This window comes from Methanobrevibacter sp. (assembly GCF_017539065.1).
Lineage (GTDB): Archaea > Methanobacteriota > Methanobacteria > Methanobacteriales > Methanobacteriaceae > Methanocatella.
On the sequence record NZ_JAFYHP010000009.1, the window covers coordinates 88587 to 100981 of the forward strand.

Annotated in this window: 12 protein-coding genes; 5 read left to right on the forward strand and 7 right to left on the reverse strand. The window is 32.8% G+C overall.

The window, feature by feature from the left end; genetic code table 11:
* Positions 1–6: 6 nt before the first annotated feature.
* Together IKS50_RS01675 and IKS50_RS01680 are read right to left on the reverse strand one after the other, a co-directional pair.
* The gene (locus IKS50_RS01675; RefSeq protein WP_292844325.1) at positions 7–1803 is read right to left on the reverse strand and encodes an ABC transporter ATP-binding protein; all 1797 of its coding nucleotides are present in this window, start codon (positions 1801–1803) and stop codon (positions 7–9) included.
* Complete coding sequence (locus IKS50_RS01680) at positions 1800–3485, reverse strand: ABC transporter ATP-binding protein (protein WP_292844328.1); 1686 nt, start codon at positions 3483–3485, stop codon at positions 1800–1802. The genes IKS50_RS01675 and IKS50_RS01680 overlap by 4 nt, the downstream gene beginning before the upstream one ends.
* A gap of 212 nt (positions 3486–3697) precedes the next feature.
* Between IKS50_RS01680 and IKS50_RS01685 the strand changes: the two genes are divergently transcribed.
* The gene (locus IKS50_RS01685) at positions 3698–4213 is read left to right on the forward strand and encodes a GNAT family N-acetyltransferase (RefSeq protein WP_292844331.1); all 516 of its coding nucleotides are present in this window, start codon (positions 3698–3700) and stop codon (positions 4211–4213) included.
* Between the two features lie 60 nt (positions 4214–4273).
* Entirely contained in the window at positions 4274–4426 is a 153-nt protein-coding gene (locus IKS50_RS01690; protein WP_292844334.1) for a hypothetical protein, read from the forward strand.
* 23 nt (positions 4427–4449) lie between these two features.
* Here the strand turns inward: IKS50_RS01690 and IKS50_RS01695 are convergent, their stop codons facing one another.
* On the reverse strand, positions 4450–5250 hold the full coding sequence (locus IKS50_RS01695; RefSeq protein ID WP_292844337.1) for a DUF169 domain-containing protein: 801 nt from the start codon (positions 5248–5250) through the stop codon (positions 4450–4452).
* A 100-nt stretch (positions 5251–5350) separates the two neighbouring features.
* Here IKS50_RS01695 and IKS50_RS01700 point away from each other — a divergent pair, with 100 nt between their 5' ends.
* The 3 genes from IKS50_RS01700 (at position 5351) to IKS50_RS01710 (ending at position 9962) form a co-directional block, all read left to right on the forward strand.
* On the forward strand, positions 5351–6637 hold the full coding sequence (locus tag IKS50_RS01700; protein WP_292844341.1) for an O-acetylhomoserine aminocarboxypropyltransferase/cysteine synthase family protein: 1287 nt from the start codon (positions 5351–5353) through the stop codon (positions 6635–6637).
* 340 nt (positions 6638–6977) lie between these two features.
* The gene (locus IKS50_RS01705) at positions 6978–9002 is read left to right on the forward strand and encodes a hypothetical protein (protein ID WP_292844344.1); all 2025 of its coding nucleotides are present in this window, start codon (positions 6978–6980) and stop codon (positions 9000–9002) included.
* A 99-nt stretch (positions 9003–9101) separates the two neighbouring features.
* On the forward strand, positions 9102–9962 hold the full coding sequence (locus IKS50_RS01710; RefSeq protein ID WP_292844347.1) for a DUF1002 domain-containing protein: 861 nt from the start codon (positions 9102–9104) through the stop codon (positions 9960–9962).
* 46 nt (positions 9963–10008) lie between these two features.
* On the opposite strand, the gene IKS50_RS01715 is transcribed toward IKS50_RS01710, so the two are convergent.
* The 4 genes from IKS50_RS01715 to IKS50_RS01730 all read right to left on the reverse strand — a co-directional run bounded on the left by IKS50_RS01715 (position 10009) and on the right by IKS50_RS01730 (position 12390).
* Positions 10009–10308 (reverse strand): DUF2149 domain-containing protein, encoded by a 300-nt coding sequence (locus IKS50_RS01715; RefSeq protein WP_292844350.1) that lies wholly within the window; start codon positions 10306–10308, stop codon positions 10009–10011.
* 4 nt (positions 10309–10312) lie between these two features.
* Entirely contained in the window at positions 10313–10954 is a 642-nt protein-coding gene (locus IKS50_RS01720; protein WP_292844353.1) for a MotA/TolQ/ExbB proton channel family protein, read from the reverse strand.
* Entirely contained in the window at positions 10951–11601 is a 651-nt protein-coding gene (locus IKS50_RS01725) for a peptide ABC transporter permease (RefSeq protein ID WP_292844356.1), read from the reverse strand. The genes IKS50_RS01720 and IKS50_RS01725 overlap by 4 nt, the downstream gene beginning before the upstream one ends.
* 219 nt (positions 11602–11820) lie before the next feature.
* Positions 11821–12390 carry an FmdE family protein gene (locus IKS50_RS01730; protein ID WP_292844359.1) on the reverse strand — a complete coding sequence of 190 codons (570 nt, stop codon included), beginning with the start codon at positions 12388–12390 and terminating at the stop codon, positions 11821–11823.
* Between the last annotated feature and the right edge of the window lie 5 nt (positions 12391–12395).

Consider the following 12395-nt stretch of genomic DNA (forward strand, 5'->3'; position numbering starts at 1 on the left):
ATATTTTTATTCTTTTGATTGAGCTTTTAGGGTATTGTAATAATATCCATTAAGTTTTAAAAGCTCGTCGTGAGTGCCCTGTTCTATTATCTCACCATCTTCAATGACAATGATGTTATCGGCATTTCTAATGGTAGATAGTCTATGAGCAATGATAAAACTAGTTTTATTTTCCATTAATTTATCCATAGCCTTTTGAATTAACTTTTCAGTTCGGGTATCAACACTTGAAGTTGCTTCGTCTAGAATTAAAACTTCCTTTTTAGATAAGATTGTTCTGGCAATGGTTAATAATTGTTTTTGGCCATGTGAAATATTATCTGTATCTTCGTTTAATTCGCTTTCGTAACCGTCGGATAATTGCCTTATGAAATTGTCTGCATAGACTTGGCTTGCCGCATCAATAACCTCGTCGTCAGCAGCATCTAAATTGCCGTAACGAATATTATTGGAAATTGTATCTGAAAATAGCCAGGAATCCTGAAGTACCATTCCGATATGGGATCTTAAGCTGTTTTTATCGTATTTTTCAATATCTACACCATCAATTTTTATCGAACCGGAATTGATATCATAAAATCTCATAAGTAATTTGACGATTGTGGTCTTTCCAGCCCCGGTTTCGCCTACAATAGCTACCTTTTCACCTTTTTTCACGTCAAATGATAAATCCTTGATTATTTTTTCATTAGGAGTATATGAAAAGCTCACGTTTTCAAAGGTTATTCCCTCTTTGATTTCATTAAGCTCTTTATCTGATAGGTTTTCCTCATCTTCAAGTTCTAAGAATTCAAAGATACGTTCGCTGGCAGCCATTGCGGTTTGGATCTGATTCATTACACGTGTAATCTGCTGAATAGGTCTGTTGAAGCTTTGGGTATATTGGAAGAATGCCAGGATGTCTCCGACTGCAATCGCTTTCTGCAGTACGAATACCGCACCTAAAACTGCAACCACAACATAAGTGAAGTTTGAAATGAAGTTCATTAAAGGACCATTTAAGCTGGAATAGAATTGTGATTTCCATTCATGAGAAAACCATTTTTCATTGTCACTTTCAAATTTGTCCATGGAGATTTCTTCCTGGTTGAATGCCCTGATTATGTCATGGCCTGTGAATGTTTCCTCAACTTGGCCATTGAGCGAGCCTTTGTACTCCAATTGCCTTAAGAAATATTTCTGTGAGTATCTGGTCATGAATCTCATGAGTAAAAATGCTATCGGAACAAGAATGATAGTTGCCAATGTCATCCATACGTTTATGGACAGCATCATGATAAATACTCCGATGAGGGTAATTATTGCAGTGGTCAATTGGATAAATGACTGTGTAATACCATTTTGAAGGGAATCCACATCGTTTGTCACTCTGGACAATATGTCCCCTCTTTTATTCTCTTCAACTTTTTCCATTGGTAAATGTAGGATTTTATCTATTAATCTTTCTCTTAAGTCATAGCTGATTTTAGTTGTAACTTCAACCAAAAAGATGCTTTGCAGGTATGAAAATAATGAGCTGACAACATATAAAATTGCTACGATTATTAAGATGTGGGTCAGGCTGTTAAAGTCAATTGAACCTGTGTGGTGGATTAACTTGTTTGTCCCATCATAGATTAGGGTTGTGGCCTGGCCAATCAGCAATGGAGCGATAATAGTAAATGCAGTTGAAATCACTGCACTGATTATAGTCAATGTTAATCTAAATTTATGGTCTTTCAGAAGTGTGAGAATATTCATTATTGCCTTCTTATTATTGACAGGTTTTTCTGGAGGTTGTCGTTTAAGAGGTCGTGGACTCATGATAATGCCTCCATATAATCTATTTGTATTTTTGCTATTTCTTGATATATATCACAACTTTCTAAAAGCTTATTGTGTGTTCCTCTATCGACAATCTCACCGTTGTCAATGACAAGGATTTCATCCGCATCCATGATTGTTGAAATTCTTTGTGATACGATTAAGATTGAGGAATCCTTCAAATCTTTTAGATTATCTTTTATTTTCCTTTCGGTATTCATGTCAAGTGCTGAAAAACAATCATCAAACAGATAGAACTCATGGCGGTTTATAATTGCTCTTGCTATTGATAAGCGTTGCTTTTGACCTCCTGAAAAATTAGATCCCCCCTGCGTTACCTCTTCAGCGAGGTTTTCCACAAAATCAACTTGTGCAAGTTTCAACGCTTTTCTAATTTCATCATCACTTGCATCATTTTTTCCAATTTGCATGTTTGATTTAACGTCTCCCTGGAATAGAATGGCTTTTTGAGGAGTAAAACTAATTTTATCTCTTAAACTTTTCAAATTATAATCTTTAATGTTTATTCCATCAATCAGTATTTCACCGGAACTTGGGTCCTGAAGACGGGGTATCAAATTAAGAATGGTTGATTTGCCGCTGCCGGTTCCGCCAATGATTGCAGTGGTCTTTCCAGGTTTTAAGCTGAAATTAATGTCTTTCAATGTTTCCTTTTCACTTCCGGGATATCTGTATGAAACATTTTTAAATTCGATTGTAGGATTTTGTGAAATCTCTGTAAGTTCGCCGTCGGTTATTGTAAGTTTGGTGTTCAGCACTTCACTGATACGCCTTCCGGAAACAAGAATTCTTGGAAGCATGATGAAAAAGCCCCCAATCATTAGAAATGAAGTGACAAGCATTGTTGCATATTGGATAAATGCTATTATGTCTCCGGTCAGAACTCCATTGTTTATGGCATCATACGCACCAAAGTAAAGAATCAAGACAACCATCAGATTCATCATTAATGTTATCAATGGAAGCATGACCAGCATGGTCTTAAATACATGGATATTGACATCGTAAAAGTCCTTGTTCACCTTTTGGAATTTTTTCTCTTCAAAATCCTGTCTGACAAAAGCCTTGATTACTGGAATTCCAATCAGAATCTCCCTTGCTGTTTTATTTATGCTGTCCATTATTTCCTGTATGATTTTGAAATAAGGAATGACCTTGACCATAACGATTACCAAAAGAATAATGATGACAATGAAATTCACTAAGATAATCCATGACAGGTTTGTCTGAAGTTCAAATACCTTGATGATACTTCCGATTCCCAAAAGCGGAGCAAATATGAGGGTTGTGAAAATAAATCCTAGAACCCCTTGAATCTGATTGACGTCGTTTGTTGTTCTTGTGATTAAGGAAGAGCGTGAAATCTCATTCAATTCATGGTTTGAAAATTTCAAGACTTTTTCATAAATGATTTTCCTTAAATCTTTAGCGTAACCGGATGCTACCCTGCTTGCAAAAAAAGACACACCAACTGTTGCAAATGCTGAGATTGCAACCATCAAAAGCATTATTAATCCGGTATCTATGATAAACTGGAAATCTGTGTTTTGTATGCCTATATTTACAATATCTGCGGTGTATTGTGGTAAGGTCAAATCACAGTAAACCTGGATTAATAGAAAAATGAAAATCAATCCTATTTGAGGTATTTTGTTTATCATTGGGTTTAATAATTTCTTCATAATTGCCTTTAATATTATATATTTCATATAACTATTATAATTATAGTTTTAATTGAAATTGATTTAACTTAGTAAAAGTTCCATTAATTTATAAAAATGCCTTATTTTGATAATATTTCCTTGTAAAATTCGTTATATTTAAAATTAACTGCTTAAAAAGATTTAAATAGTAATTAAGCAAATATATATTCATGAAACCTTTTGATTTTAGTAATTTAAAAATTATTAAAGCAAACACCGAAATATTGTCTAAAATTGATTTTGATTGTGGTGATGAAGATCTCAATGAATTCTTGTTAAAGGATTCATTTGATAATATTAATAATAATCTTTGCACAATATTTTTGTGTAAAAATCAAAATCGGGTTGTCGGATTTTTCTCTTTATCTGCAGATTCAATTAGAATTAATAATCAATTGGTTGTTGATTATCCGGCTTATCCAGCAGTTAAAATCGGTCGGTTAGCAGTTTGTAAAGATTTCCAAAATTTACACATCGGGTCTTTAATGATTTCATGGATTGTTGGGTTTTGTAGAAATTTAAGTAGTGAAATAGGTTTAAGGTTTATTTCTGTTGATGCATATAATAATGAAAAAACAATTAGATTTTATGAAAATAATTTTTTTGTTGGATTAGAATCAGTAATGAATAATAAACGTCGTAGGAATATTCCTATGTATAGGGATATTTGTGAAAAAATTAATTAATATTTTTCAATAATTATTTAAATAATTTAATATTAAATTAATAAACAAGGAGGTTACTGTATGGCAAGTAAAGTAAATCCAACACCAACATTAAAAGGATTAGATGCTGAAAAATTCATTGAAAAGTTAAACACTCCTTCTAGTGATGAAGAATTAAAATCATTAAAAAAGGCTGATGAAATATATAAAAAAATGGAATATATTCAAAAATAGGAATATCTCCATTTAAATTTGTTTTATTTGAATTTTTTCCATAAATCAGTTTGAAGAACGCTGTTTTTGCTTAATTCTTCTAATTTCAGGAATAGTCCCCAGGGCATGGATACGATTAGGTATTCATTTGGAATAAAATGTTTCATTTTGCTTCTTCCGGCAAAGTCTATCGGTCCAAGAACGGGCTTCGGATCATCGCTATTTGCTTGTTCAAAAGTAAAGCATCCTATAGCTTGGCATGCTGAAGCCTGAGGGGTTAAAAGACACGCCCCATCAAGTCTGAATGATGTGTTAATTTGAATTAAAGCGGTCAATTCAACAGGATTCACTGTAAAAATAACGGATTTTGGAATCTCATCATCTTCCAAATTCTCCAATCCTTTGAAAATCACATATTCTCCTTCGTCGAAAACAGGCCTGTTTTTTATGCTTTGTTTTGCGGTTTCAAAATCACAGTAGATTCTTTCGCCGTGCCTGAACATTTCCCTTGTGTTTTTCTTCATATAATTTAACTTTTCTTCATATGCTTCACGGTCTGGTGCGGAATCGATTCCTAATGATAGGAATGTCGCCTGAAAATCAATCATGTCCTCATTTGCCATTCCGCTGCCCCATCCGAAACCTACATTGAGTCCTCCGCAGGTAACGTTGTCACGGCCGAAATAGGTGGTCACCCTTTTAGCAATGGTCTGTGCAATGAAACTCATTACACATCCTCCTTTGCCCTCTTTTGGACTTTTGCCGTCTTTTAGTTCAACATCACTTTTAAGCAGCACGATTGGTGGGAATTTCATGTTCAGTTCTTTTGATATATTACTTTGCATACTAACAACCTCTATGTTAATGTTATTCTTCAGGATTTATATTAATTACTAAAATAAAAATGCTTTAATATTTTATTTAACAAATTTAAAATTGATTATTATGGCGTATGAAATTAAAAACAAAAAAAATATATCAACAATAGGTGTGCATGCTGGTCAAGAGGAAGTGGATGAAACAGGTTCAAGAGTAACACCGATTTATCAAACAACTTCCTATGTATTTGACACACCGGAGCAGGCTGCAAACAGGTTTGCTCTTAAGGAAGGGGGAAATATCTATACAAGACTCACCAACCCAACAACAGAAGCATTTGAAAAAAGAATGGCAGCTATTGAAGGCGGAACCGCTGCTTATGCAACCGCTTCTGGAATGTCCGCCATATTCTATACAATAATTAACCTGACACAAGTTGGAGACAATATAGTGTCTGCAGATAATCTTTATGGAGGAACATACGAGCTGTTTGAAAACACACTTGAGGAATTGGGCAGAACAGTCACATTTGTTGATTCCCAATCCCCTGATGAGTTTGAAGCAGCAATCAATGATAAAACCCGTGCAATTTATGTTGAATCAATCGGAAATCCGAAATTGGATATTCCTGATTTTGATAAACTGTCTGAAATTGCACACTCACATGGAATTCCGTTGATTGCAGACAATACCGTTGGTATTGGTTCTGTTCGTCCGTTTGACCATGGTGCCGATATCATTTCATCATCCGCAACAAAATATATTGGCGGTCACGGCACTACCCTTGGAGGAATAATCATTGAAAAAGGGGACTTCGACTGGATGAACGGTAAGTTTCCAACATTATCCGAGCCTGATGAAACATATAACGGTTTAGTATTTGGCGAAACCTTTAGGGGATCTGCTTTTACAACAAGAATCAGGGCAGTTGTTGGTAGGGATACCGGAGCAGTTCCTTCTCCATTCGGATCATTTTTACTCTTGCAAGGACTTGAGACTTTAGGCTTAAGAATCGAAAGGCATGCTTCAAATGCAATGGCAGTTGCACGCCATTTGGAAGCTCATCCTAAGGTGGCTTGGGTAACTTATTCCGGTTTAGAATCTTCTCCAAACCATGAAGTAGCTAAAAAATATGCTGAAAAGGGATATGGTGGAATAGTATCATTCGGTTTGAAAGCTGGTTATGACGGTGCTTTGAAATTCATTGAAAGTGTTGAATTGTTATCATTTTTAGCTAACATTGGTGATGCAAAATCATTAGTTACTCATCCTGCATCAACCACTCACTCCCAATTGTCTCCGGAGCAACAGTTATCCACTGGTGTAACACCTGATTTAATTAGATTCTCTGTTGGTATTGAGGATATTGAGGATATTTTGGCCGATGTGGACCAAGCTTTAGATAAGGTATAGGGAATTTTTCATTTTATATTTTAATTCAATTCCCCTATTTTTTTAATTTTTTTCCAGAAACATTCGCAATGTTTTTAATTATAGTCATTTTTGGCATTTCAAGTATTTGAACAATTTTTTAAATGTTAAATTATATTTTGGCATATTTTTTACATATTTGTCAATCAAAAAGATTTCCCTAACTTTTTGTTGGGGTGTTTAAAATAAAAATATTTATTTAATAAAAATTGATATAAATATTAAATAGTTACGATAGTAATGATATTTTATAACGAAATAGGGGGAAAAGCATATAATTAGAAATAAGAATATTAAACGATTTGCACTATTTTTAATCATTTTGTCAGTAATATGTACAATATCTTGTGTTAATGCAATGGACCAGGATTCAAACAGTAGCGAAATTATCACTGATTCTGCATCCGGAAACCTATCTGAAACCTATGTATCACCGGATGCAAGTGATGAAATAGGGGACGGAAGTTCACAAAAACCATTTAAAAGTTTAGAATTTGCCGTCAACAATAGTAACGATGACTCAACAGTTTACTTAAACGATGGAGTGTATGTTGGAGAAAACAATAGAAATATTAAAATTGAAAAGTCAATTACAATCATTGGAAAATCTAAGCAAAACACAATAATCAATGGAGAGTCCTCTGGAAGACTGTTTAATGTAACTTCAACCGGCAGATTGACTTTAATTAATGTTACTTTACTGAATGGTTACTCAGATGAAAATGGCGGATCATTCTACTGTGATGGTGGAGAAATAAATCTTAAAAATTGTATTGTGAAGAATTCCAATTCAAATGGAAATGGTGGAGTTATATACAATAATCTGGGAACTTTAAACATTGAAAATTCATGCTTTACAAACAACAGCGCATGCGTTTATGGCGGAGTTTTGTATACCCTAGGAAAAACATCCATTAAAAGCTCTGATTTCACAGAAAATTTTTTAACTTCTAGAAGTGGTGTTGGTGCATGTATTGCAGCTGGAGGAATATTGGATTTAGATGGATGTTTATTTTATGACTGTTTCAGCCCATATTCTGCAGCAGGATTAATAAACTTGGGAAATGCAACAATAAACAATTGCAGATTTGAAAAATTACATACAAATTATACAGCGGGTGCTATAAGTAATCATAAGAATATGATAATCAACAATAGTTATTTCGGATATAATGACGTTAAATATTATGCGGCAGCAATTCTTGATTATGCGGGAGAAGATACTTACTCTCCAGGGGGACCATATGTTTTTACAAAAGTGTACAATACCATTTTTGAAAAAAATCATGCAGGATATCATGGAGCGGTATCCAATAATTTCCCAAACACAGATCTTTTCATGCAAAACTGTGCACTTGTAGGTAATTATTTAATATTGGATACAGCTTATGGAGATATTGCTTTAGATGATAATGCAACTTTACAATATTGCTGGTGGGGTCAAAATGTAATAAGCCCTTATTATTATTCACGTCACGATGGTGAAAACACTCCCCAAAAGATAAACGCTTCCAGATGGTTGGTCATGACATTCACTGCAAAGGATAATGTAATCTATAAAGATGAAATTAACCAATTAACCGTTAGCCTAAAACAATACTTCGACAATGAAACAAAAGAAATCTATGATTATGACGGTGAATTTAACCTTCCGCTTGAGGTAACATTTTACACAAATGTTGGGACTTTAGCTACAAAGAAATTGGTTAATGGTGTTGCTACTTTAGATTTTAATCCACAAGATGAAGTTAGTGAAGTTTATGCAAAAATAAATAATCAAACATTAAAACTTGGTAGTTTTCAATTAAGAGAATCATCAATTATTGTTGATGACTTTGAAAAATATTATGGAAGCAGCAGCAAATTAGTTGTAAAGTTAGTTAAAGAAAACAATATCCCTATTTCAAATCAAAAGTTAACTGTTAGTTTAGGAGGAATTGTATATACCATTAAAACTGATAAAAATGGAATAGCAAAAGTAAATCTTAAAAATAAGGCTAAAATTTACACTGCTAAAATTACTTTTAATGGAAAAAATCATTTAGCTTCTTTTAAATCCATAAAAGTTAAGATACTAAAACCAATCATAAAAGCTTCAAAATTAAAAATACACAAAAAGAAAAAATTCACTGTGACTTTTAAGGATGCAAATAAAAAAGCAATCAAAAAGGTCAAAGTTAAATTCAAGATTAATGGTAAAACCTATATCAAGACAACTAACAGTAAGGGAAAAGCTAAAATAAAAATAAATTTAAAAGCAGGCAAAAAATATAAGGTTAAAGTAGGATTCAAAGACACTAAATATTATGGAACCACCACTTTAACTAAAAAAATTAAGGTAATTTAGTGAAGAAACCATTTTTGTTTCTTCATTGAAACCCCCCTTAGGGGTACATTTATATACTACTTCAACTAATTTATGATAGGAATTTAGTGAGGTGAGATTATGAAAAAAATTACTATTGCTATATTAGCTTTGATCCTTATGGGATTATTGATTCCAACTGGATTTGCAACTGATTCCAATCTTGTAATAACATATGGTGAAACCACATATGCACACAACGATTACAAATCTGTTGTTGATGCATTCTTTGTAAATAATGCAAATGTTGATTTAAACAATGTGAATTCAAAAGTAATCACTGCTGATCAAGTAAATCAAGTATCAAGTGGGGTTACTGGTAAATCATACTCATCAAATCAAATATTCTCTTCAGCATTACTTGATTTGAATGATAATGATAATCTTGAAGTTAGTGTTGATAGATCAAAAATCACCACAATAACTGGACAAATGTACATTTCTGCATTGAAATCAGCCGGTATTACTAGCGGACATGTCTATGTAACAAGTCCTGTAACAGCTACCGGGGAATCTGCTCTTGCAGGAATAATGAACGCTTATGAAGAGGCAACTGATGTTGAAATTCCTGAAAGTGTAAAAGAAGCAGCTAATGATGAAATCTACACTCAAGCGGAAATCGTAGAAAATTCCGGTGTAGATGCAAATGAATTATCTGACTTAGTAAATCAAGTAAAAGAGGAAGTATCAAAAGACAATGTGACAGACCACGATACAATCGTGAACATTATCAATAACTACGTGCAAAACAACAATATTAACATAACAAATGTGGATATTGAAAACTTGGCCACTACAATTGAAGAAGTACAAAACGTCCAAGGAGACGTTAACTACTATAAAGACCAAGTAAGTGGTTTTTTAAATGATGATGGTTCTGCTGGTGGATTTTCACTTGACGGATTATTAAACTGGATTAAATCCTTTGTTAATGGGATTTAATTCCATTTCTTTTTTTAATTTTTTTTAGCTATTTGAAAAATAAGATTCAACCCGATACCATCACAAGTTCGCCGGTAACTGGATCTTGATATACTTTTCCAACTTCGCTATATCCGCTGTCTTCAAGCCCACCTGCATCACTATAGTTCTGTGTAAATGTTTCTGCAGTTGAAACATCCTGTGTTGATTGTGATTGGGTAATCATATCAGGATTAACTGATAATGCCATAATAGCAAAAATTAAAAACCCTAGTGCCAATACGAGCATTGCATCTGAAAGGTTATTCAAACCTCCCATTGGGTCATCATCAATCGATTCTGATATTCTTCGTCTTTTTCTAAGCATGTCCTCACCATCTATTTAAAGTTTCAAGTTCTGCTTCAGCAACGGTTTCAACATCAATCAGCTCTGATTCGTACCATTGTTTTTTGTATTTTGAAACAACAAATGCAACAGCACCTACAGATAAACCTGTAACGGTTGTATCGAAAGCTATTGTCAATGATTGCGCAAGTGTTGCGATATCTCCAGTTCCTAATGCGGCTAAACCAGGTCCCAATGGAATTAAAGTACCAAGTAAACCTAAAATAGGACCTACACGTACAAGAATGTCTGTTTTATTAGTTTTTTTAATTAACCTTGTCTCTTCTGCAGATATTAACTCACTTGCCAATGCTTTCCTAGCTTCCGGACCGATATCATAATTATCAGCAATTCTTGTCAATATCGCTTTTTGATAATCAAATAAATTACTGTTTGAAATTTCGTTTTTCATTTGATTTACATTACTTGAAAATGAAACTCTCCTCACTAAATCTTCTAACTCTTTTGATGTTATTGCTTTTCTTGAAATAAATTCATTGATTAAGCCACCAAATGCCAAAATAACAATAACTATTGAAATTACAATTAATATAACAACTGGGGTTAATAAACTTTCAGAAATTATATGAATTAATGAGGTTAATGTTTCAGTTCCCTGAATTATCATGAATTTCCTCCTTTAGTGTCATTTATAAGTACGCCCACAATTAAAACAGCAATAATTCCTATAACAACATAGATTAATTGATATGTTGGTGTCAAAATTAAAAATGAACTAAACATAGTATAATCTAAGGTTATAGTTGAATAATATGTTAATGTGAAAATAAACATCAAAACTGCAAATAAAGACATGTATTCTCCAACAATAACCGGATATTCTCGTTTTGCATGACGTAGTAATCTTGTGAGTTGATAAACAACAAATAAAATAACAAAAACGAATAAAGAATATAATAGCATGGTTAAAATACTTAGATTTGCTTGAGAAGCAAATAAAACTATTGAAATTAAGAATGTGAGTATTATTGCATAAAACGGTAATTTGAAATCATATGTTTTTATGTAATATATCAATGAAACAAGTATTATTGCTGTAATTATAAGGAATATGTAGCTAAAATTAGATAATAAAAATTCTAATTGGGTATTTAAATAACTTGAAGCATATATTAATAAAAATGATATAACGGAAAATATTGCAGAAATTATAATTAATTTAACATTATTTAGTTTATAATTTCCAAAAAATAATGCGATATTAGCACAGAACAATACTAATAGAATTAATAAATATCCTCCAATCAAATCCATTTTCTAAACCCTATATTCTTTATCAGATTAATATATATCTACATGAATATATAAACATATCGAGATGAACTAATTTAAAGGATATTTAATGGGAGTAAATCCATTAAAATAAGCATATTGTAGTTTAAAAATAAATAATAATAAAATGGAGTAAAAATGTTGATTGAATTAAAAAAAATAAAGGAATAAAAGAATAAAAAAACTTTCAAAATTGCTTATTTATTCTTCGATTATTTCGTAGTAGGAGCCTTCTGCACATGATTTGCAAACAGGTTTTCCTCCGATCAATTTGTGGCGACCATCTGATACCTTTTCACCACATACTGAACAAAATGCAGTTGTATATGGTTTTCCAGGCATGTCCCCTCTACCTAAGTCAATTCTAACTTTATCAACTTTAAATAATTCTTCAGGAGGAGTTCTTCTAAAACGAGCAATCATTTCTTCTTTGGTTTCTTCATCCTTGAATTTTTTGTTCGCATCGGCATCGGTGATTCTTAAAGCTTCACCTGTGTCCTGGTTATAGAATGTTGCTGCAAATTTACCGTAATACATTTGTTTCAATGTTCTTTTACCCATAGAACAGCCAGTAACGGATTGAACTGCATCAGACATGCATCTATCAATTTCCAAAAATACAATTAAATTTTTATGTCTTTCATTCAATGGCATTCCAAGCAATTCAAGACCATACATTGCAAGTTTTGTTCCAATAGCTATTCCTCCACAAACGTGGCCATGGAAATTAGCCGCTTTTGTTAATTGTTCATCATAGTCTTTTTCATTCATTCTTT

Excerpts from the sequence above, each read along its gene's own strand:
- IKS50_RS01710 (WP_292844347.1), top strand. The coding sequence starts at position 9,102 with ATGAAAAAAATTACTATTGCTATATTAGCTTTGATCCTTATGGGATTA.
- IKS50_RS01685 (WP_292844331.1), top strand. The coding sequence starts at position 3,698 with ATGAAACCTTTTGATTTTAGTAATTTAAAAATTATTAAAGCAAACACC.
- IKS50_RS01715 (WP_292844350.1), bottom strand. The coding sequence starts at position 10,308 with ATGCTTAGAAAAAGACGAAGAATATCAGAATCGATTGATGATGACCCA.
- IKS50_RS01730 (WP_292844359.1), bottom strand. The coding sequence starts at position 12,390 with ATGAATGAAAAAGACTATGATGAACAATTAACAAAAGCGGCTAATTTC.
- IKS50_RS01695 (WP_292844337.1), bottom strand. The coding sequence starts at position 5,250 with ATGCAAAGTAATATATCAAAAGAACTGAACATGAAATTCCCACCAATC.
- IKS50_RS01700 (WP_292844341.1), top strand. The coding sequence starts at position 5,351 with ATGGCGTATGAAATTAAAAACAAAAAAAATATATCAACAATAGGTGTG.
- IKS50_RS01675 (WP_292844325.1), bottom strand. The coding sequence starts at position 1,803 with ATGAGTCCACGACCTCTTAAACGACAACCTCCAGAAAAACCTGTCAAT.
- IKS50_RS01680 (WP_292844328.1), bottom strand. The coding sequence starts at position 3,485 with ATGATAAACAAAATACCTCAAATAGGATTGATTTTCATTTTTCTATTA.
- IKS50_RS01720 (WP_292844353.1), bottom strand. The coding sequence starts at position 10,954 with ATGATAATTCAGGGAACTGAAACATTAACCTCATTAATTCATATAATT.
- IKS50_RS01725 (WP_292844356.1), bottom strand. The coding sequence starts at position 11,601 with ATGGATTTGATTGGAGGATATTTATTAATTCTATTAGTATTGTTCTGT.
- IKS50_RS01690 (WP_292844334.1), top strand. The coding sequence starts at position 4,274 with ATGGCAAGTAAAGTAAATCCAACACCAACATTAAAAGGATTAGATGCT.